We start from the raw sequence: 20,062 nt of genomic DNA, 5'->3' as shown, positions 1-20,062 counted from the left end.
GGCCGGTCAGGTCAGGCGCCGGCCGCGCGCGCGGCCATGCGCGCCTTGCGGGCCGCCAGCTTCTCGTCGAACTTCGAGGCCTCGCCGTCGAGACCGTTCATGAACAGGCCCAGTTCCTCCTGCGCCTGGATGCCCTCGGGACCGAGTCCGTCGATCTCCATGACCTTCAGGTAGCGCAGGACGGGCTGGATCACGTCGTCGTGGTGGATGCGCAGGTTGTAGACCTCGCCGATCGCCATCTGCGCGGCGGCCCGCTCGAAGCCGGGGATGCCGTGTCCGGGCATCCGGAAGTTCACGACGACGTCGCGGACGGCCTGCATCGTCAGGTCGGGCGCGAGCTCGAACGCGGCCTTGAGCAGGTTGCGGTAGAAGACCATGTGCAGGTTCTCGTCGGTCGCGATGCGCGCGAGCATGCGGTCGCAGACCGGGTCGCCGGACTGGTGGCCGGTGTTGCGGTGCGAGACGCGGGTGGCCAGCTCCTGGAAGGAGACGTAGGCGACCGAGTGCAGCATCGAGTGCCGGTTGTCCGACTCGAAGCCCTCGCTCATGTGCGACATGCGGAAGGATTCCAGCTTGTCGGGGTCGACGGCGCGCGAGGCGAGCAGGTAGTCGCGCATCACGATGCCGTGCCGGCCCTCCTCCGCCGTCCAGCGGTGCACCCACGTGCCCCACGCGCCGTCGCGGCCGAACAGCGAGGCGATCTCGTGGTGGTAGCTGGGCAGGTTGTCCTCGGTGAGCAGGTTCACGATGAGGGCGGTGCGGCCGACCTCGGTGACCTTGGACTGCTCCTTGGACCAGGCCTCGCCGTCCTCGAAGAACTCGGGGAAGTTACGGGCGTCGGACCACGGCACGTAGTCGTGCGGCATCCAGTCCTTGGCGACCTTGAGGTGCCGGTTGAGCTCCTGCTCGACCACTTCTTCCAGCGCGTGAAGCAGGCGGGCGTCGGTCCACGTGGTCGACGAGCCGGGGCGGGGGGAGATGACGGTCACGGGGGCTCCTGGGGGACGGAGGTAATGCGAGCGGAGATACCTACGGTGTCGTAGGTTACGTTGCCGTAGGTTAAGCGCCCGATAAAGGCCGTGGTTACGCGTGGAGCTCCCGCAGGCGAACTGAGAGGCAGGTCACACACCCCTCCAGCTTCTCGAACTCGGAAATGTCCACCAGGACCGGCTCGTACCCGAGATCGGCGAGCCGCTCCGCCGACTTCGGCGCGCTCTGCGCCATGAGCAGCCGGTCCTCGCCGAGCAGCACCACATGCGCCCCGGACTCCTCGGGCACCGGCAGGAAGCGCGGGAACAGCGAGGCGTGCTCGACCAGCGGCGGATGGCCGATGACGGTGCCGTCGGGCAGCGCGGTGACCGCAGTCTTCAGGTGCAGCACCTTGGAGAGGGGGACGGCGACCACGCGCGCGCCGAGCGGTTCGAAGACGGCGCGCAACTGCTGCACTCCCGCCGCGTTGGTGCGCCCGCCGCGCCCTACGTAGATGGTGTCCCCGACCTTCAGTACGTCGCCGCCATCCAGGGTGCCCGGCTCCCACACCCAGTTCACCGAGCAGCCGAGCCGCGCCACGGCCTCCTCGACGCCCGGCGTCTCGGGGCGCCGCGACTCGGCCCCTGACCGGGTGATCAGTGCCACGTTCCGGAAGACCACCACCGCGTCCTCCACGAACACCGCGTCCGGGCACAGGTCGACCGGCTCCACCAGGAACGTCTCCCAGCCGTGCGTCTCAAGCGCGGCGACGTACCCCTTCCACTGCTCCTGCGCCTTCGCGGCGTCGACCGGGGTCCGCTCGATGTGGGTGACGAGCCCGTCCGCGATGCGCGGTCCCGGGCGGCGGACGAGGGCCTTCTTGCTGGGCACGGCGGGCTCCATGGCGACGGACGCGGGTGAAGGTGACGGTGTCGGTGCCCACATCATGCACAGGGCGACACGTGTCGCGGAATCCCTTGTCACGCGGCCGTCACTGCCTCCTCACCGGGCCTGTCCGCGCCCGCCACCGCCCGGCGCAGGTGCTCCGCCGTGAACGAGCCCTCCGTGTCGAGCAGTTGGGCCGGTGTGCCTTCGAAAAGCACCTCCCCGCCGTGCCGGCCGCCCTCCGGGCCCAGATCGATGATCCAGTCCGTCCGCCGGATCACATCGAGGTTGTGCTCGACGACGACCACGGTGTTGCCCGCGTCGACGAGCCGGTCGAGCAGCGCCACGAGCCCGTCGACGTCCGCCATGTGCAGCCCGGTGGTCGGCTCGTCCAGGACGTACGTCGCCGCGGAGCGGTGCAGCTGCGTGGCCAGCTTGATGCGCTGGCGCTCACCGCCGGACAGGGTGCTCAGTGGCCGGCCGAGCGTGAGATAGGTGAGGCCGACGTCGCGCAGGGCGCGCAGCCGACGGCGTATGCCCTCCTCATCCAGGTCCGCGAAGTGGTCGAGGGCCTGTGCGGCCGTCATGTCGAGCACGTCCGCGACATTGCGGCCGCGCACGGTGAGACCGAGCACCTCGTCCTTGAAGCGCCGCCCGCCGCAGGCCTCGCACACCGAGGTCACCGGGTCCATGAACGCCAGATCGCTGAAGATCACGCCGCGCCCCTCGCAGCGCTCACAGGCACCGCCCGAGTTGAAGCTGAACAGGCCCGGTTTCGTGCCCGTCTCGCGCGCGAACACCTTCCGTACGGTGTCCATGATCCCGAGATACGTCGCCGGGGTGGAGCGCCCGGAGATCCCGATGGACGACTGGTCGACGACCACGGCCTCCGGGTGCGCGGCGCACAGCGCCCCCGACACCAGGGAGCTCTTTCCGGACCCGGCGACCCCGGTGACGGCGGTGAGCACCCCGGTCGGCACCCGCACGGTGACGTCCTTGAGGTTGTGCACCCGGGCGCCCTCGACCGTCATGTGACCTGTCGCCGCGCGCGGGCGCTCCTTCACTCCGCCCGTGCGGCGCAGGCACCGGCCCGTGACGGTGTCCGCGCGCCGCAGCGCGCCGGGCGTGCCCTCGAACACCACGCGCCCGCCGTCCGCGCCGCCCGCCGGGCCCATGTCGACGACGTGATCGGCGACGGCGATGACATCGGGGTCGTGCTCGACGACCAGCACGGTGTTGCCCTTGTCGCGCAGGCGCAGCAGCAGATCATTGAGCCGCCCCACGTCGCGCGGGTGCAGGCCCACGCTCGGCTCGTCGAAGATGTACGTCATTCCGGTGAGGCTGGAGCCCAGGTGGCGCACGGTCTTCAGGCGCTGGCCCTCGCCGCCGGACAGCGTCGACGTCTCCCGGTCCAGGCTGAGATAGCCGAGGCCGATCGCCTCGATGCGCTCCAGGGCGGTGACGGCGGCCTCGGCGATCGGCCCGGCCACGGCGCCCTTGACGCGGCGCAGCACCGGGATCAGCTCGCCGATCTCCATGCGTGTGCACTCGGCGATGCTCAGGCCCTCGACGCGGGTGGCGAGCGCGGCGGCGTTCAGGCGCGCCCCCTCGCACACCGGGCAGATTCCCTCGCTCAGATACCCGCCGACCAGGTCGCGCGTGCGCCCGCTCAGCGTCGACAGGTCCCGGTTGAGGTACAGCCGCTCGAAGCGGTCGGCGAGCCCCTCGAAGTCGATGTCGCGGCGGCCGCCGGTATTGGCGACGTTCACGGTCCGCCCGCGCCCGCGCATCAGGAACTCCCGCTCGGCTGCGGTGAACTCGCCCACGGGCTTGGTGGTGTCGAGGTCGGTGGTGTTCGTGTATGTCTGCCCCTGCCAGGTCCCGGCGGCGAACGGCGGGAACAGCACCGCGCCGCCCGCCAGGGACTTCGACGGGTCGAGGATGCGCTCGTAGTCGGGGCGCACGGTGCGCCCGAGCCCGTCGCACCGAGGGCACATCCCGCTCGGGTCGTTGAACGAGTATGCGGTCGCGCCGCCCGCGCTCGGCGTCCCGTGCCGCGAGAACAGCACGCGGATCACCGAGTACACGTCGGTCATCGTGCCGACCGTGGACCGGGAGTGCCCGCCGACCGGCTTCTGGTCGATGACGATCGCGGGCGTCAGCTCCTCCAGCGCGTCCGCGTGCGGCTTCTCGTACTTGGGCAGCCGGTTGCGGACGAACCAGGTGTACGTCTCGTTGAGCTGGCGCTGCGACTCGACCGCGATGGTGTCGAAGACGACGGACGACTTGCCCGAGCCCGACACCCCGGTGAAGACGGTGAGCCGCTCCTTGGGGATACGCAGGGTGACGTCCCGCAGGTTGTTCTCGCGGGCGCCGACGATGTGCAGGTACTTCATGTCAGCGACGCTAGGCGGGATACCCGACACGTTGTGTCGGGTATCCCGAGCCGTCCTGACCGGCCGCTTTCCGACCCTTACACGGCGCCCTCCTTGAGTTCACCGTCGAGGTGGAGCCGGCGGGTGATGCCGATCGACTCCAGGAACGGCAGATCGTGGCTCGCCACGATCAGCGCGCCCTCGTACGACTCCAGGGCCGACGTCAGCTGGGCCACGCTCGCGAGGTCCAGGTTGTTCGTCGGCTCGTCCAGCATCAGGAGCTGGGGGGCGGGCTCCGCGAGCATCAGCGCCGCGAGCGTCGCCCGGAACCGCTCTCCGCCCGACAGGGTCCCTGCGGGTTGATCCGCCCGCGCCCCCTTGAACAGGAAGCGGGCGAGCCGCGCCCGCACCCGGTTGTTCGTGGCGTCCGGCGCGAACCGGGCCACGTTCTCGGCGACGCTCAACTCGTCGTCCAGGACGTCGAGACGCTGCGGCAAAAAGCGCAGCGGCACATGCGCCTCCACCTCGCCCTCGACCGGCGCCAGCTCGCCGGCGATGGTGCGCAGGAGCGTCGTCTTGCCGGAGCCGTTGCGGCCGAGCAGCGCGATCCGCTCGGGGCCGCGCAGCTCGAACTCGCCCGCCACGCGCGCCCCGTAGGCCGTCGTGATGTTGTGCAGCGACAGCACCGAGCGGCCCGGCGGCACCGCCGTGTACGGCAGGTCGACGCGGATCTCGTCGTCGTCACGCACCGCCTCCACGGCCTCGTCGAGCCGCTCCTTCGCCTCGGCGAGCTTCTCCTCGTGCAGGATGCGGTGCTTGCCCGCGGAGACCTGGGCCGACCGTTTGCGCAGCTTCATCACCGCCCTCGGCTCACGCTTGGTGTCGTACATCTTCTGGCCGTACCGCTTGCGCCGGGCCAACTTGACGTGGGCGTCGGTCAGTTCGTTCTTCTGCTTCTTCAGATCGGACTCGGCGACCCGCACCATCCGCTCCGCGGCCTCCTGTTCGGCGGCGAGCACCTCCTCGTACGCGGAGAAGTTGCCGCCGTACCAGGTGACCTCGCCGTCGCGCAGATCGGCGATCTGGTCGACGCGGTCGAGGAGTTCACGGTCGTGGCTGACCACGATCATGACTCCGGACCAGGCCTCCACGGTGGCGTACAGGCGCTGTCTGGCGCGCAGGTCCAGGTTGTTGGTGGGCTCGTCGAGCAGCAGGACGTCGGGGCGGCCGAGGAGGAGCGCGGCGAGCCGCAGCAGCACGGACTCGCCGCCGGAGACCTCGCCGATCGTGCGGTCCAGGTCGATGTGGCCGAGACCGAGCTCGCCGAGCATGGCCCGCGCCCGCTCCTCGACGTCCCAGTCGTCGCCGACCGCGGTGAAGTGCTCCTCCCGTACGTCGCCGGCCTCGATGGCGTGCAGGGCGGCGCGGGTCCCCGCGATGCCGAGTGCCTGGTCGACGCGGAGCGCCGTGTCGAGGGTGACGTTCTGCGGCAGGTACCCGACCTCGCCGGACACCCGCACGGTGCCGTCGACCGGGGTCAGTTCACCGGCGATCAGCTTCAACAGGGTTGATTTCCCTGACCCGTTGAGGCCGATGAGGCCGGTGCGGCCGGGACCGAAGGCGACCTGGAGGCCGTCGAAGACGCCGGTTCCGTCGGGCCAGGCGAAGTCGAGGGCGGTGCAGGCGACGGAGGCGGGGGAGGCGTGCGAAAAGCTCTGGGGATGTGACATGAGGTGGCCTCGCGGTTGCTCGGTGCGAACGGTGGGATGCAACGCGTTCGAGACACCGCGGGGGCACAGAGGGCCTGCTGCGGGAGGACGGCTCGGAGTGAAACCGAGGTCGCGCACACGACGGCACGGACACGCGAAGGCGTGTCATGCGCGGTGTCTCAGGACCTCAGTCGAGCAACGTCCTTCTCCTATCGACGGCAACAGAACCGTCAACCAAGGTAGAAGCACCGGCCGGAGCCGTCAAAGGATTTAACAGGCGTCGGATTTCAGCAGGCGTCCCGCAGCAGTTCCTCCAGGTCGCCGTCCACGTCCACGTGCGACGCCTCATCGCCGACCGGCACCAGGTCGGTCGTCTCCGCCAGGAAGCGGCGCAGTTCGCCGGTGCGGATGTGCACGATCGCCGTGCCCTCCGTCGCGTGGAACTCCAGGACCGTGCGGTCGTATCCGTACGGCTTGACCCGTACGTCACCGGCGCCTGCCGGGCTGCTCACCCCGCTGGCGAGCAGCTCACGGGCGAAGGTCCAGCTCACGGCGACGCCTTCGAGGGTGGCCGGGGCCGGGAAGGACATGCGCACGGCGAACGGGTCGCGCACGTCGTAACGCAGAGTCGCCGGAATGTGCGCCATGCGCGGCGCGGCGGCGACGAGACGGGCCTCGACGGCTTGCTCGATGACGGACAACGCCTGCTCCCTTGTGACGGCTGGACGGTGGGACCACTGCACGGCCTCATATGAATAGACGGCGGAATGAGGGAATCCGTGCGCCTGAAGCCGGTCGAAATTCGAGTGACCTCCGTCACCGGATTCAACCGTGGTGCGGATGTGACTGTCGGCACCCTCCGGTGGCAGGGGAGCGGGACTTGTAAGGTGACCCTAACTTAACGTCGTATAAGGTGCGGGAATCAACCACCCAGGACCCAGGAGTCGGCTTGTCGCACGTCACGGACACCCTCGCGCCCCGATCGCCCCGACTGCCCGAGGGGTACGAGGAGTTGCGCTCCCCGGCCCTGCTGCGCGAGATCCTAGGCGAGCCGTGGCCCATCGTCATCGAGAAGGTGCACGCCGAACTCACCGACAAGGACCGGGAGTTGCTGGCCCGATCGCCGTTCTGTCTGATGTCCACGTCCGACGCCGACGGCAACTGCGACACGTCGCCGCGCGGCGACGGCCCCGGCTTCGCGCACGTCGTCGACGACCGCACGATCGCCCTGCCGGACCGCCCGGGAAACCGCCGCGGCGACAGCTTCCACAACATCCTGCAGAACCCGCACGCGGGCCTGCTCTTCCTGATACCCGGCTCCAAGGACGTCCTGCGCGTCAACGGCAGGGCCCGCATCCTCACCGCCGCCCCCTTCTTCGCGGACATGGCCGTGCAGGGTCAGCCTCCGCAGCTCGCCCTGCTGCTCGACATCGACGAGATCTACCTGCACTGCCCGCAGTCCCTGAACCGCGCGGGGCTGTGGAAGCCGGAGACGTGGGAGGGCGGGGCCTGAGCCTCACCCGCCGCGTGTCGTCGCCCGGTACATGCCGACCGACCCGTGCTCCGTCGTCTCGGCGAAGCCGAACTTCTCGTACAGAAACCTGGCCGGGCCGTCCGCGATGAGCGAGACGTAGGCGGTCGCGGGCGCCCGCCGGTCCAGCTCCTCGGTGAGCGCCGCCATGATCCGCCTGCCGAGGCCCCGGCCCTGGTGGTCCGGGTGCACGCAGATGTCGACGATCTGGAAGGCCGTGCCCCCGTCGCCGATGACCCGGCCCATCCCGACGGGCTCGCCCCGGTGTCGCAGGAGGACGCCGTGCCAGGTGTGGGGGAGGGCCAGAGCGACGGCCTCCGGGGCCTTGTCGGAGAGGCCCGCGTCCGATCGAGAACGGCGTCCCGCCCGTCGACGTCTACCGGCGGCTGCGCACCGCCCGCCGACGCCTAGACTTGCCGCGTACCAATGCCGGGGACGATGTGCGGGACGGGAGTGGGGCTGTGACCGCTGGGCGGTTCGAGGATCCGTCGGCCGACGTGCTCGCCGAGGCGGCCGAGGCGTTCGCGCTGCTCGCGTCGCCCGTGCGGCTGCACATGGTGTGGGCCCTCGCGCAGGGCGAGAGCGATGTGAGCGGCCTCGCCGAGCGGGTGGGCGGCGCGCTGCCCGCCGTCAGCCAGCACCTGACCAAGCTGAAGCTCGCGGGCCTCGTACGGTCCCGGCGCGAGGGCCGGCGGCAGGTGTACTACGTCGACGATCCCGAGGTCGTGAGCGTGGTCCACCTCATGGTCGGCCAGCTCGCCGAGCGCGCCGAGCAGGCGAAGGCGCCGGTGCGGCGCCGCCTGCGTGGCGCGGGGGCCTGAAGGCCGGCCCGTGGCCGTTCCCGAACCGGCCGAGCGGACCCGCGCGCTCCCGCAGCCGCGTACCGCCCCCGAAGGGCCGAGCGCCCTGCAGACGCTGCGCGCCCTGGACACCAGCCCGCGCGGACTGACTGCGGACGAGGCCGAACAGCGCTTGGCCCGGCACGGCGGAAACACCCTGCCCACCGCCCGGCAGCCGTCCTGGCCACTGCGGATGTGGCGCAGCCTGCGCGACCCGTTCACCACCGTGCTGTTCTGCCTCGGACTCGTCTCCGCGCTCGTCGCCTCCTGGGGGACGGCCTGCGTCATCCTCGCCCTGGTGATCGTCAGCAGCGTCCTGCGCACGCACGGCGAGTACCGCGCCGACCGGGCCGGCGCCGGGCTGCGCGAAATGGTCGCGGGCACCGCGAGCGTGCAGCGCAGGGAAGACGCGGGCGACGAACCACGCGTGCGCGAGATACCCGTCGACGACCTCGTGCCCGGCGACGTGGTGCGCCTCGCCCCCGGCGCCCTGGTACCCGCCGACGTACGCCTGTTGAAGGCGCGCGGCCTCACCGTGCACCAGGCCGCCCTGACCGGCGAGTCCGCGCCCGTGCCGAAGGAGCCGGCCGATCTGCCGGACGGGGACGGCGAGGGGCACCTGCTGTTCCAGGGCAGCAGCGTCGCCTCCGGCAGCGGCACCGCGGTCGTCGTCGCGACCGGCGCCGACACCCGGTTCGCCGCCGTGCACGGTGCACGCCGTGAACGGCCCGCGAGCGCGTTCGACCGCAGCGTGCACGGCATTTCGTGGGTGCTGATCCGCTTCATGCTGCTGACCCCGCCGCTGGTGCTGATGGCGAACGCCGCGGTGCGCGGGCGGGGCCTGGAGACGCTGCCGTTCGCGGTGGCGGTGGCCGTCGGCCTCACCCCGGAGATGCTGCCTGTCATCGTCACCATCTGCCTGGCCCGCGGCGCCTCCCTCCTCGCCCGCTCGCACGGCGTCATCGTCCGCCGCCTCCCCGCCCTGCACGACCTCGGCGCCGTCGACGTGCTGTGCGTCGACAAGACCGGCACCCTCACCCGCGACCAGCCCGCCGTCGACCCGGGCCGCACCGACCCCGAGGCCCTGCACTGGGCGGGCGCCTCCGCCTGGTGGACCTTGCAGACCGCCGAACTCACCGACCCCGACCCGCTCGACGAGGCGCTCCTCGCGGCCACAGGACCCGAGGACTGGGAGGCGTACGACGGGGTCGACGCGCTGCCCTTCGACCCGGTACGCCGCCTGGCCACCGCCGTCGTCAAGGAACCCGGCACCCTGGGCGTGCACGTCCTCGCGGTGAAGGGCGCCGTGGCCGAGGTCCTGGAGCGCTGCGCCATCGAGGAGGACGAGCGGGCCGCGGCGCACCAGCGGGCCGACGCGCTCGCGGCCGGCGGCGTCCGCCTGCTGGCCGTGGCCACCGCCCGGCGCACGGCCCGTACCCGCGGCTACACCCCGGCCGACGAACGCGGCCTGACCTTCCAAGGGTTCGTCGCCTTCCACGACGCCCCGGCCGACACCGCCCACGACGCCGTACGCGCCCTCGGCGAGCGCGGCGTCACCGTCAAGGTGCTCACCGGCGACCACCCGGCCACCGCCACCCGCGTCTGCCGCGACGTGGGCATCGAGCCCGGCGACGTCGTCGTCGGCGCCGACATCGAGCACCTCGACGACGAGCGGCTCGGGGAACTCGCCGCCCGCACCACCGTGTTCGCCGACTGCACCCCCGACCACAAGGCCCGCGTCATCGCCGCCCTGCGCGGCCGCGGCCATACCGCCGGATTCCTCGGCGACGGCGTCAACGACCTGCCCGCCCTGCGCGCCGCCGACGTCGGAGTCTGCCCCGCAGGAGGCGTCGACGTGGCCCGCGAGAGCGCGCACGTGGTGCTCGCCGACAAGGACCTCACCGCGCTCGAACACGCCGTCGTGGCGGGCCGGCACTCCAGCGCCAACATCGCCTCGTACCTGCGCATCACGCTCTCCTCCAACCTCGGCAACGTGATCGCGATGCTCGCGGCGGGCCTGCTGCTGCCGTTCCTGCCGATGCTGCCGCCGCAGGTCCTCGTCCAGAACCTGTGCTTCGACGCGGCCCAGCTCGCGCTCGCCTTCGACCGGCCGCGAACCGCCGCGCTGCGCCGCCCCACCGTGCTGCGGCCCCGGCCCTTCCTGCGTTTCATCACCGGCTTCGGCGCCCTCGGCGCGCTCGCTGACATCGCGACCTTCGGCGCGCTCGCCCTGTGCCTGCCCGGCTCCCTCGGCCCTGGCGACCAAGAGGGCTTCCACGCGGGCTGGTTCACGGAGAACCTGCTGACCCAGGCCCTCGTGATGCTGTTGCTGCGCACGGGCCGCAGGACCGCCGAGGGCCGCACACCGGGCCCCGTGCGCTGGGCGGCGACGGGCCTCGCCGCCGTCGGCATCCTGCTGCCGCTGACCCCGCTCGGCCCGTGGCTCGGCGTCTCGGGCCTGCCGCCGCTCTACTACCCGCTGCTCGCGGCGATCCTCATGGCGTACGCGCTCGCGCTGGTCCTGCTGCGGCGAGGCCGCTGGGCCGACCGACCCTAGGTCTTGTCACCCATAGGACAGGTGCGAGCAGATGTCCTGGTCGGCCGAGCGGGCGGTGTCGGCCACGCCTGAGGGCACCGACGTCGGGGCCGCCGTCGGTGAGGCCGCGCTGCCCGGCCGGTAGTCCGCGCCGAGGACCACGCCGATGCCCGGCGCCGTGCCCGCGGTGAGTTCGGCGTCGGGGAAGAGCCGGGCGACGGCCGAGGCGTGGGCCTTTTCGCCGGGGCCGTAGGTGATGCTCGTGGTGGCGCGGGCCCGGTCGGCGGCGTTGCCCGTCGCCGGCACGGTGAAGCCGCGTCCGGTGAGCGCCGCGGCGGCGTCGGCGGCGAGGCCGGGGGTGGCGGTGCCGTTGTAGACGCTGACGGAGACGCCCTTGCCCGAGACCTCCTCGGCGGCGCTCGCACTGGGGGAGGGGGCGGCCTTGGCGCCGCCCTTCTTCCCGCTCGCGTCCTCGCCGTCGAGGGTGCGGTCCTCCTTGAGCGCCGCCCACAGCGCGTCGGCGTCCGGATGCACGACGGCGACGCGATCACCCTCGTACGTCCAGGGGATGGTGACGAACTTGGTGTTGTGCAGGTCGACGTTCTTCAGGGACATCGCGAACGCGAGGAGCTTGTCCGCGGATCCGAGGCCCGGGTCGACGGTCATCGACTTCGTGGCGGCGTCGGCGAGCGGCAGCAGCTTGGTGGGGGTGAATCCGTCGGACCTGATCTTCTTGATGAGGCTGGAGACGAAGGACTGCTGGCGCTGGATGCGGCCGATGTCGGAGCCGTCGCCGATGCCGTGCCGGATGCGGACGTAGTCGAGCGCCCGCTGCCCGGCGACGGTCTGCTCGCCCTTCTTGAAGAGGCGCTTTCCCTGTGTGGGCCGGTTCGGGTTGAGGTCCTTCTGGTACACGTCGTTCGGCAGGCAGACCCTGACGCCGCCGACCACGTCGGTGAGCTGGGAGAAGCCCTTGAAGTCGACGACGACGGTGTGGTCGACGCGCAGCCCGGTGAGGTGCTCGACGGTGTTCTGGGTGCAGGCCGGATTGCCCGCGGCGGTCTGGCCGGTCGTATAGGCCGCGTTGAACATCACGTCGGTGCGCGTGTCGCTCCACGTACCGTCGGGGAGCTTGCACGGCGGGATCGTGACCAGGGTGTCGCGGGGGACGGAGACGCCGACGGCGTGCTTGTGGTCGGCGTAGACGTGCAGCAGGAACGCGGTGTCCGAGCGGCCGATGTCGTCGCTGTCGCCGCCGCCGAGGTCGCTGTTCCCGCCGGTGCGCGCGTCGGTGCCGATCACCAGCACGTTCTCGCCCTTGGAGGCGTCGGCGTCGGGCCGGTTCCTGGACAGGCCGTCGGAGCCGAACGTGTCGATGTTGCCGTTCAGTCTCAGATACAGCCACCCGGCGCCCGCCGTGATCAGGACGAGCATCGCGAGCCCCGTCACGAGTGTGATCCGCAGTCGGCCGCGCTTGCGCCGTCGCCCCATACCCCTGCCCTTGCTGTCGGTCCACCCTTTGGTTGTACAGTTGCGCAATGTAGCAAGCGCGGCTGTGGGGGTGGCACGACCACCCCGGCCGCGGTCCGACCACGACAAGAGGTGAACGCCATGTTCCGCAACGCACTGGAGCCCTGGCACCTGTTGGTCCTGGGCGTCGTGATCATCGTGCTCTTCGGGTCCAAGAAGCTGCCGGACACCGCACGCTCCCTGGGCAAGTCTTTGCGCATCCTCAAGAGCGAGACGAAGGCCATGAAGGAGAACGACGAGACCGCGGCACCACTTTAAGCATTGCGCAAGTGTTGGAAATGATGTGGAGGTAGCAGCTGTGGGAGTTTCCCTGGGCAAGGGCGGCAATGTCTCGCTCAGCAAGGAGGCGCCGGGCCTGACCGCGGTGACGGTCGGCCTGGGCTGGGACGTGCGCACGACGACGGGTACCGATTACGACCTCGACGCGAGCGCCCTGCTGTGCGACGCGGCCGGGAAGGTGCTCTCGGACCGGCACTTCGTCTTCTACAACAACCTCACCAGCCCGGACGGCGCCGTCGAGCACACCGGGGACAACCTCACCGGTGAGGGCGAGGGCGACGACGAGAGCGTCAAGGTGAATCTCGCCGGGGTGCCCGCCGAGGTCGACAAGATCGTCTTCCCGGTGTCGATCCACGACGCCGAGCCGCGCGGCCAGAGCTTCGGCCAGGTCCGCAACGCGTTCATGCGTGTCGTGAACCAGGCGGGTGGCGCCGAGATCGCCCGCTACGACCTCTCCGAGGACGCCTCCACCGAGACCGCGATGGTCTTCGGCGAGCTGTACCGGCACGGGGCGGAGTGGAAGTTCCGCGCCGTGGGCCAGGGGTACGCCTCGGGCCTGGCCGGCATCGCGCAGGACTTCGGCGTCAACATCTGAGGCACGCGCCGTACGACACCATCCGACCGGCCGACCAGAAAGCACACCGCATGTCCGTGAACCTGGCCAAGGGCCAGCAGATCAGCCTCAGCAAGGACACCGGCGACGCCCTCACCCTCGTACGGATGGGGCTCGGCTGGCGGGCGGCGCCCCGCAAGGGCTTCCTCGCCAAGCTGACCGGCACCCGAGAGATCGACCTCGACGCCTCCGCCGTGCTCTTCGCCGGACAGCGCCACGTCGACGTCGTCTTCTTCCGTCACCTCGTCAGCGAGGACGGCTCGGTGCGGCACAGCGGCGACAACCTCGTGGGCGGCACCGGGCAGGCCGACGACGAGTCCATCGCCGTCGAACTCCCGCGCGTGCCCAGCGAGGTGGACCAGATCGTCTTCACCGTGAACTCGTTCACCGGGCAGACCTTCGCCGAGGTGGACAGCGCGTACTGCCGCCTCGTCGACGAGACCACGGGCGAGGAACTCGCCCGCCACACCCTCGCGGGCGGCGGCGGCCACACCGCGCAGATCATGGCCAAGGTCCAGCGCGAGGGCGCCGGCTGGAAGCTGAGAGCGATCGGGGAGCCGGCCGCGGGCCGGACCTTCCAGGACCTGATGCCCGCGATCACCCGCCACCTGTGAGCCTGACCGCGGCCCCGGCCGCCCGTACGGAGGTGCGGGCGGCCAAGGGCCGGGACGCGTTCCACGACAACGCCAAGTACCTGGCGATCGTGCTCGTCGCGATGGGGCACGCGTGGGAGCCGCTGCGTGACGACAGCCGCGCGGCGGCCGCGCTCTACACCACGGTCTACGCGTTCCACATGCCCGCGTTCATCGTCATCTCCGGCTACTTCTCGCGCTCCTTCGACGCGAGCCCCGGCCGGCTGAAGCGGCTGATCACGGGCGTGGCCGTGCCGTACGTGGTGTTCGAGGTCGCCTACACCTTCTTCAAGCGGACGGCGGGCGACGACCCGGGCTACCCGATCAGCCTGCTCGACCCCTGGTACCTCACCTGGTTCCTGATCGCGCTCTTCGTGTGGCGGCTGACCACGCCGCTGTGGAAGGTGATCCGGTGGCCGCTGCCCGTGGCGCTCTCCATCGCCGCGCTCGCCTCGGTCTCGCCCAGCATCGGCGACGACCTGGACCTGCAACGCGTCCTGCAGTTCCTGCCGTTCTTCGTGCTCGGCCTGTGCCTCAAGCCGGAACACTTCCAGCTGGTACGCCGCAAGGAGGCGCGGATCCTCGCGGTGCCGGTGTTCGCGGCGGCCCTGCTGTTCGCCTACTGGGCGGTGCCGCGGATGAACGCGGCCTGGTTCTACCGCCGCGACAGCGCCCAGGAGTTGGGCGCTCCCGGCTGGACCGGTGTGGCCATGACACTGGCCATGTTCGGCTGCTCGGCGATCCTCGCCGCGTGCTTCTTCGCGTGGGTCCCGGGGCGCAGGCTCTGGTTCACGGCGCTCGGCGCGGGGACGCTGTACGGCTATCTGCTGCACGGCTTCCTCGCCAAGGGCTCCCGCTTCTGGGACTGGTACGAGGCCGACTGGGTGCACACTCCGTGGGGCGAGATCGTGGTGACGCTCATCGCGGCGACCGTGATCACCGCGCTGTGCGCACCACCGGTGCGGCGCACGTTCCGGTTCGTCATGGAGCCGCGGATGGAGTGGGCGTTCAAGCGGGACCCGGCCGGCCGGTGAGGCTGTCGTCTCCCGGGCTGCCGCTCAGCGTTCGGCCGCGACCCGGAACGTGATCCCGGCCGACCGCAGCCGCTCGATGAGGGCGTCGCCCATGGCCTCGGCGGTGGTCACCTGCCCCGCGGTGTCCGGGAGTTCGTCGCGTACGAGGCACATCGCGGACTCGGCGAGCATCTTCGCGGTCTCGGCGTAGCCGGGGTCGCCGCCGGACACCTCCGTGTAGACGCGGCGCCCGCCGCCCTCGCCCACGAACCGCACCGAGAACCAGCTCTTGGCCCGGCGCGCCTCGTCAGGTCCTTCCCCCGGCTTCAGTCGCCCGCTCAACCACCGCCGCACCGGCGGCACTTGGGCCGCGGCGAACAGTGTGCTCATGCCCACGACTCCGCCCACCGCGAACGGCAGCGTCTTCACGGCTGCGTAGTGCCGGTAGCGGAAGTCGGGCCCGTAGCGCTCGACGGCCCGCGCCGAACGCTGCACCACCTGCGGGTCGATCGTCGGCAGCGGCAGGGCCCACGCGCCGATCTCCTTGGCGTAGTGCGGGGTGCCGGTCGGCGCGTACGCCGTGCGGTCGATCGGGCGGGGCTCGTGGCGGCGCCGCTCCTGCTGCGCGGTGAGCATCTGCCGGGCCCGCGAGAACTGGTTCAGGGCGGAGGCGAACGTGCCGCCGGAGAACGTCGCGTTCGACCGTACGAAGCCGTCGACGCGCAGCGGCACGCCCTCCGGGAGCTGCTTGACGGTGTAGTACGCGCCCAGGTCGTGCGGAATCGAGTCGAAGCCGCAGGCGTGCACGATGCGGGCGCCGGTGTCGCGCGCGAGGGCGTCGTGCCGCACGTACATGAGGTCCACGAACTCCGGCTCGCCCGTGAGGTCCACGTAGTCGGTGCCCGCGCTCGCGCACGCGGCGACGAGCCCTTCGCCGTACTCCAGGTACGGGCCCACGGTCGTCGCCACCACGCGCGCGTTGACAGCCAGTTCGCGCAGCGACGACCGCTCGGCGACGTCCACGCGCACCAGCGGCAGCACCGCGCACTCGGGGTTGATCTCGGTCAGCCGCTCGCGCAGCCGCTCCAGCTTCGTGATGTCACGTCCGGCGATCGCCCAGCGCAGTCCTTCGGGCGCGTTGGCCGCGAGGTACTCGGCGGTGAGCACCCCCACGAACCCCGTCGCCCCGAACAGCACCACGTCGTACGTCCTGCTTGACTCGTTCATGCCACCCCTCACCCGCGTCGTACGCCGTTGTCGGTGGCCGAGGCTACCGGTTCGGCCGATCAAGCCCCTGCGGCGATTGAGCATCGGGGTCCGGGGCGGAGCCCGGGTCCGTGAAGCCGGTTCGGCCGATCAAGCCCCTGCGGCGATTGAGCAGCGGGGTCCGGGGCGGAGCCCCGTGGCGTGGGACCGGCGCGGCGGTCACGGAAAAATGGCTAAGCGCTTGCTCGCCAGGGGCTTGTGCCGACCGGCCCCGCTTCATAGCATCGTTGGTGTTACATCAGTTGTGTCACAAGCTGGGGGCGTGGCGGAATGGCAGTGGCAGGCACGGAGAACGGCGGCCGGCGCGGCGGGCCGCTCGCCGGGGTGCGCGTGGTGGAGCTGGCCGGGATCGGCCCCGGGCCCTTCGCCGCGATGCTCCTCGCCGACCTCGGGGCCGACGTCGTACGCGTCGACCGGCCCGGTGGGAACGCGCTGGGGGTCCCCCCGGAGTACGACGTCACGAACCGCAACAAGCGCTCCGTGATCGTCGACCTGAAGGCGGAGGACGGCGCCGAGCGAGTGCTGCGCCTCGCCGCGCGCGCCGACGTGCTGATCGAGGGATACCGGCCGGGAGTCGCCGAGCGGCTCGGCGTCGGACCCGAGGAGTGCCACCGGCGGAACGCCAAGCTGGTCTACGGCCGGATGACCGGCTGGGGCCAGGAAGGACCGCTCGCCCAGCGCGCGGGCCACGACATCGGCTACATCGCGCTGACCGGCGCCCTCGGCATGACCGGCCAACCGGACCGGCCGCCGGTGGCCCCCGCGAACCTGCTCGGCGACTACGCGGGCGGCTCGCTCTACCTCGTCGTCGGCATCCTCGCCGCCCTGCACCACGCTCGGGACACCGGCACGGGACAGGTCGTCGACGCCGCGATCGTCGACGGCACCGCGCATCTCAGCACGATGATCCACGGGATGCTCGCGGCCGGCGGCTGGCAGGACCGGCGCGCCGCCAACCTCCTCGACGGCGGCGCCCCGTTCTACGGCACGTACGAGACCGCCGACGGCAAGCACATGGCGGTCGGCGCCCTTGAGCGGCAGTTCTACGCCGAGTTCGCCGAGCTCCTCGGGCTCGGCGAGGTGGCCGACGCCCGGGGCGACCTGGGGCGCTGGGACGAGCTGCGCGCCGCCGTCGCCGCCCGCTTCAAGGAACGTACGCGGGACGAGTGGACGGCCGTCTTCGAGGGCTCGGACGCCTGCGTCGCGCCCGTGCTCTCCCTCGGCGAGGCCCCGCACCACCCGCACCTCGCCGCCCGCGGCACCTTCATCGAGCACGGCGGCCTCACCCAGCCGGCGCCCGCGCCCCGCTTCTCCGGCACCCCCACCAGCGTCCGCTCGGGCCCCGCCCGGCCGGGCGCCGACACCGAAGACGTCGCGCTCGACTGGGACGTACCGGCCCTGAACGAGCCCACCAAGAAAGGCAGTTGATCGCGAGCATGGAACGACGCCTGTTCAGCGCCGAGCACGAGGCGTTCCGCGAGACCGTGCGCACCTTCCTCGCCAAGGAGGTGACGCCGCACTACGAGCAGTGGGAGAAGGACGGCGTCGTCGCCCGCGAGGCCTGGCTCGCCGCCGGGCGCCAGGGCCTGCTCGGGATCGCGGTGCCCGAGGAGTTCGGGGGCGGCGGCAACGCCGACTTCCGCTACCCCGCCGTGCTCGCCGAGGAGTTCACGCGCGCGGGCGCCGCCGGTCTCGCCGTCGGCCTGCACAACGACATCATCGGCCCCTACCTCACGTCCCTCGGTACCGAGGAGCAGAAGCGGCGCTGGCTGCCCGGCTTCTGCGAGGGCTCGATCATCAGCGCCATCGCGATGACCGAACCCGGCGCCGGATCCGACCTCCAGGGCATCCGCACCGCCGCCGAGGACAAGGGCGACCACTGGCTGCTCAACGGCTCGAAGACGTTCATCTCCAACGGGATCCTCGCCGACCTCGTCATCGTCGTCGCCAAGACCTCGCCCGAGGGCGGCGCGCACGGGCTCTCGCTGCTCGTCGTCGAGCGCGGCATGGAGGGCTTCGAGCGCGGCCGCAACCTCGACAAGATCGGCCAGAAGGCCCAGGACACCGCCGAACTGTTCTTCAACGACGTCCGCGTCCCGAAGGAGAACCTGCTCGGCGAGCTCAACGGCGCGTTCATCCACCTCATGACGAACCTCGCGCAGGAGCGCATGGGCATCGCCGTCTCCGCGATCGCCGCCGCCGAGCACCTCCTGGAGATCACCACCCAGTACGTGAAGGAGCGCGAGGCCTTCGGCCGGCCGCTCGCCACGAAGCAGCACATCCGCTTCGAGATCGCCGAGATGGCCACCGAGTGCGCCGTCACCCGCACGTTCCTGGACCGCTGCATCGAGGACCACTCGGACGGCACGCTCGACGCGGTGCACGCCTCGATGGCGAAGTGGTGGGCGACCGAGCTTCAGAAGCGGGTCGCCGACCGCTGCCTCCAACTGCACGGCGGATACGGGTACATGACCGAGTACCGCGTCGCGAAGGCGTTCACCGACGGGCGCATCCAGACCATCTACGGCGGCACGACCGAGATCATGAAGGAGATCATCGGGCGTTCGCTGCTGGCCTGATCCCCAACCGCTTCACCTCCTCCTGTTCCACCGCTTCGAAAGGCACCTCCCGTGACCACAGACGCGTACGTATACGACGCGATCCGCACCCCGCGCGGCCGCGGCAAGGCCAACGGATCCCTGCACGGCACCAAGCCGATCGACCTGGTCGTCGGCCTGATCCACGAGATCCGCGCCCGCTTCCCCGACCTCGACCCGGCCGCCATCGACGACATCGTGCTCGGCGTCGTCGGACCGATCGGCGACCAGGGCTCCGACATCGCGCGCATCGCCGCCATCGCGGCAGGGCTCCCCGACACGGTGGCCGGCGTGCAGGAGAACCGCTTCTGTGCCTCGGGCCTCGAAGCCGTCAACCTGGCGGCGATGAAGGTCCGTTCGGGCTGGGAGGACCTCGTCCTCGCCGGTGGTGTCGAGTCGATGTCGCGCGTCCCGATGGGCTCGGACGGCGGCGCCTGGGCGATGGACCCGATGACGTCCTACGAGACCGGGTTCGTGCCGCAGGGCATCGGCGCCGACCTCATCGCCACGATCGAGGGATTCTCGCGGCGCGACGTCGACGAGTACGCCGCCATGTCGCAGGAGCGGGCGGCCGCCGCCGTGAAGGGCGGCCGGTTCACGCGCTCGATCGTGCCGGTCAAGGACCGCAGCGGACTCACCGTGCTCGACCACGACGAGCACCTGCGGCCCGGCACGACGGCCGATTCGCTCGGCAAGCTGAAGCCGTCGTTCAAGGACATCGGCGACCTCGGCGGCTTCGACGCGGTCGCGCTGCAGAAGTACCACTGGGTCGAGAAGATCGACCACGTGCACCACGCGGGCAACTCCTCCGGCATCGTCGACGGCGCCTCGCTGGTCGCCATCGGCTCCCGCGAGGTCGGCGAGCGCTACGACCTCACCCCGCGCGCCCGCGTCGTCTCCGTCGCGGTCTCCGGCTCCGAGCCGACCATCATGCTCACCGGGCCCGCGCCCGCCGCACGCAAGGCGCTCGCCAAGGCGGGCCTGACCATCGACGACATCGACCTCGTCGAGATCAACGAGGCGTTCGCGGCGGTCGTGCTGCGCTTCGCGAAGGACATGGGCCTGTCCCTGGACAAGGTGAACGTCAACGGCGGCGCGATCGCGCTCGGCCACCCGCTGGGTGCGACCGGCGCGATGATCCTCGGCACCCTCGTCGACGAACTGGAGCGTCAGGACAAGCGGTACGGCCTGGCCACGCTGTGCGTGGGCGGCGGCATGGGCATCGCCACGATCGTGGAGCGCGTCTCCAACTGAGTGGTTCCGCCCCAAACCCCTTCCCCCGTACGAG

The 20,062-nt window shown here is 71.2% G+C and carries 16 protein-coding genes and 2 pseudogenes; 10 read left to right on the top strand and 8 right to left on the bottom strand.

Translation table 11 applies throughout. The features are described 5' to 3' along the window. Positions 1–11: 11 nt before the first annotated feature. From ACFYWS_RS29040 to ACFYWS_RS29020, 5 genes are all read right to left on the bottom strand, one after another. Entirely contained in the window at positions 12–989 is a 978-nt protein-coding gene (locus ACFYWS_RS29040) for an acyl-ACP desaturase (protein WP_389281320.1), read from the bottom strand. A 94-nt stretch (positions 990–1,083) separates the two neighbouring features. Further along, on the bottom strand, positions 1,084–1,860 hold the full coding sequence (gene ddaH, locus ACFYWS_RS29035; protein WP_389281318.1) for a dimethylargininase: 777 nt from the start codon (positions 1,858–1,860) through the stop codon (positions 1,084–1,086). A gap of 89 nt (positions 1,861–1,949) precedes the next feature. After that, positions 1,950–4,250 carry an ATP-binding cassette domain-containing protein gene (locus ACFYWS_RS29030; RefSeq protein ID WP_389281316.1) on the bottom strand — a complete coding sequence of 767 codons (2,301 nt, stop codon included), beginning with the start codon at positions 4,248–4,250 and terminating at the stop codon, positions 1,950–1,952. 77 nt (positions 4,251–4,327) lie between these two features. Continuing rightward, positions 4,328–5,959, bottom strand: coding sequence for an ABC-F family ATP-binding cassette domain-containing protein (locus ACFYWS_RS29025; protein ID WP_389281314.1), 1,632 nt, complete (start codon positions 5,957–5,959; stop codon positions 4,328–4,330). A gap of 266 nt (positions 5,960–6,225) precedes the next feature. Further along, positions 6,226–6,585, bottom strand: coding sequence for an SsgA family sporulation/cell division regulator (locus tag ACFYWS_RS29020; protein ID WP_389281561.1), 360 nt, complete (start codon positions 6,583–6,585; stop codon positions 6,226–6,228). Between the two features lie 302 nt (positions 6,586–6,887). On the opposite strand from ACFYWS_RS29020, the gene ACFYWS_RS29015 reads away from it, so the two are divergent. Beyond that, positions 6,888–7,451, top strand: a complete 564-nt coding sequence (locus ACFYWS_RS29015) for an MSMEG_1061 family FMN-dependent PPOX-type flavoprotein (protein WP_389281313.1) — start codon at positions 6,888–6,890, stop codon at positions 7,449–7,451. 3 nt (positions 7,452–7,454) lie between these two features. On the opposite strand, the pseudogene ACFYWS_RS29010 reads toward ACFYWS_RS29015, so the two are convergent. Next, positions 7,455–7,829, bottom strand: a pseudogene (locus ACFYWS_RS29010) (GNAT family N-acetyltransferase); the annotation flags it as partial. Positions 7,830–7,909: 80 nt separating this feature from the next. Here ACFYWS_RS29010 and ACFYWS_RS29005 point away from each other — a divergent pair. Both ACFYWS_RS29005 and mgtA read left to right on the top strand, forming a co-directional pair. Next, positions 7,910–8,290 carry an ArsR/SmtB family transcription factor gene (locus ACFYWS_RS29005; protein WP_389281311.1) on the top strand — a complete coding sequence of 127 codons (381 nt, stop codon included), beginning with the start codon at positions 7,910–7,912 and terminating at the stop codon, positions 8,288–8,290. A gap of 10 nt (positions 8,291–8,300) precedes the next feature. Further along, entirely contained in the window at positions 8,301–10,865 is a 2,565-nt protein-coding gene (mgtA, locus tag ACFYWS_RS29000) for a magnesium-translocating P-type ATPase (protein ID WP_389281309.1), read from the top strand. Positions 10,866–10,871: 6 nt separating this feature from the next. On the opposite strand, the gene ACFYWS_RS28995 is transcribed toward mgtA, so the two are convergent. Continuing rightward, entirely contained in the window at positions 10,872–12,335 is a 1,464-nt protein-coding gene (locus ACFYWS_RS28995; RefSeq protein ID WP_389281307.1) for an LCP family protein, read from the bottom strand. A gap of 120 nt (positions 12,336–12,455) precedes the next feature. On the opposite strand from ACFYWS_RS28995, the pseudogene tatA reads away from it, so the two are divergent. From tatA to ACFYWS_RS28975, 4 genes and pseudogenes are all read left to right on the top strand, one after another. Beyond that, positions 12,456–12,617, top strand: a pseudogene (gene tatA / locus ACFYWS_RS28990) (Sec-independent protein translocase subunit TatA); the annotation flags it as partial. A 55-nt stretch (positions 12,618–12,672) separates the two neighbouring features. Next, a complete protein-coding gene (locus ACFYWS_RS28985; protein WP_389281305.1) occupies positions 12,673–13,248 on the top strand; it encodes a TerD family protein in 576 nt (191 codons plus the stop codon). A 50-nt stretch (positions 13,249–13,298) separates the two neighbouring features. After that, positions 13,299–13,880 carry a TerD family protein gene (locus ACFYWS_RS28980; RefSeq protein WP_389281304.1) on the top strand — a complete coding sequence of 194 codons (582 nt, stop codon included), beginning with the start codon at positions 13,299–13,301 and terminating at the stop codon, positions 13,878–13,880. After that, positions 13,877–14,932, top strand: coding sequence for an acyltransferase family protein (locus ACFYWS_RS28975; RefSeq protein WP_389281302.1), 1,056 nt, complete (start codon positions 13,877–13,879; stop codon positions 14,930–14,932). The genes ACFYWS_RS28980 and ACFYWS_RS28975 overlap by 4 nt, the downstream gene beginning before the upstream one ends. A 24-nt stretch (positions 14,933–14,956) precedes the next feature. On the opposite strand, the gene ACFYWS_RS28970 is transcribed toward ACFYWS_RS28975, so the two are convergent. Continuing rightward, positions 14,957–16,138 carry a saccharopine dehydrogenase family protein gene (locus ACFYWS_RS28970; protein ID WP_389281301.1) on the bottom strand — a complete coding sequence of 394 codons (1,182 nt, stop codon included), beginning with the start codon at positions 16,136–16,138 and terminating at the stop codon, positions 14,957–14,959. A gap of 309 nt (positions 16,139–16,447) precedes the next feature. Here ACFYWS_RS28970 and ACFYWS_RS28965 point away from each other — a divergent pair, with 309 nt between their 5' ends. Genes ACFYWS_RS28965 through ACFYWS_RS28955 form a run of 3 tightly spaced genes read left to right on the top strand, consistent with a single transcriptional unit; the run spans position 16,448 to position 20,028 of the window. Further along, the gene (locus ACFYWS_RS28965) at positions 16,448–17,605 is read left to right on the top strand and encodes a CaiB/BaiF CoA transferase family protein (RefSeq protein ID WP_389281299.1); all 1,158 of its coding nucleotides are present in this window, start codon (positions 16,448–16,450) and stop codon (positions 17,603–17,605) included. 8 nt (positions 17,606–17,613) lie between these two features. Beyond that, on the top strand, positions 17,614–18,756 hold the full coding sequence (locus tag ACFYWS_RS28960; RefSeq protein WP_389281297.1) for an acyl-CoA dehydrogenase family protein: 1,143 nt from the start codon (positions 17,614–17,616) through the stop codon (positions 18,754–18,756). Between the two features lie 51 nt (positions 18,757–18,807). Continuing rightward, positions 18,808–20,028, top strand: coding sequence for an acetyl-CoA C-acetyltransferase (locus ACFYWS_RS28955; RefSeq protein WP_389281296.1), 1,221 nt, complete (start codon positions 18,808–18,810; stop codon positions 20,026–20,028). The last annotated feature ends 34 nt before the right edge of the window (positions 20,029–20,062 follow it).

Origin of the sequence: Streptomyces sp. NPDC002795 (assembly GCF_042888725.1) — a bacterium.
In the GTDB taxonomy this organism is placed as follows: Bacteria; Actinomycetota; Actinomycetes; order Streptomycetales; family Streptomycetaceae; genus Streptomyces.
This window is presented reverse-complemented; position numbering and strand designations above follow the sequence as displayed.

Coding starts and splice junctions, on each gene's coding strand:
- ACFYWS_RS29030 (WP_389281316.1), bottom strand. CDS start 4,250: ATGAAGTACCTGCACATCGTCGGCGCCCGCGAGAACAACCTGCGGGAC.
- ACFYWS_RS29025 (WP_389281314.1), bottom strand. CDS start 5,959: ATGTCACATCCCCAGAGCTTTTCGCACGCCTCCCCCGCCTCCGTCGCC.
- ACFYWS_RS29020 (WP_389281561.1), bottom strand. CDS start 6,585: ATGGCGCACATTCCGGCGACTCTGCGTTACGACGTGCGCGACCCGTTC.
- ACFYWS_RS28995 (WP_389281307.1), bottom strand. CDS start 12,335: ATGGGGCGACGGCGCAAGCGCGGCCGACTGCGGATCACACTCGTGACG.
- ACFYWS_RS28980 (WP_389281304.1), top strand. CDS start 13,299: ATGTCCGTGAACCTGGCCAAGGGCCAGCAGATCAGCCTCAGCAAGGAC.
- ACFYWS_RS28970 (WP_389281301.1), bottom strand. CDS start 16,138: ATGAACGAGTCAAGCAGGACGTACGACGTGGTGCTGTTCGGGGCGACG.
- ACFYWS_RS28965 (WP_389281299.1), top strand. CDS start 16,448: ATGGCAGTGGCAGGCACGGAGAACGGCGGCCGGCGCGGCGGGCCGCTC.
- ACFYWS_RS28960 (WP_389281297.1), top strand. CDS start 17,614: ATGGAACGACGCCTGTTCAGCGCCGAGCACGAGGCGTTCCGCGAGACC.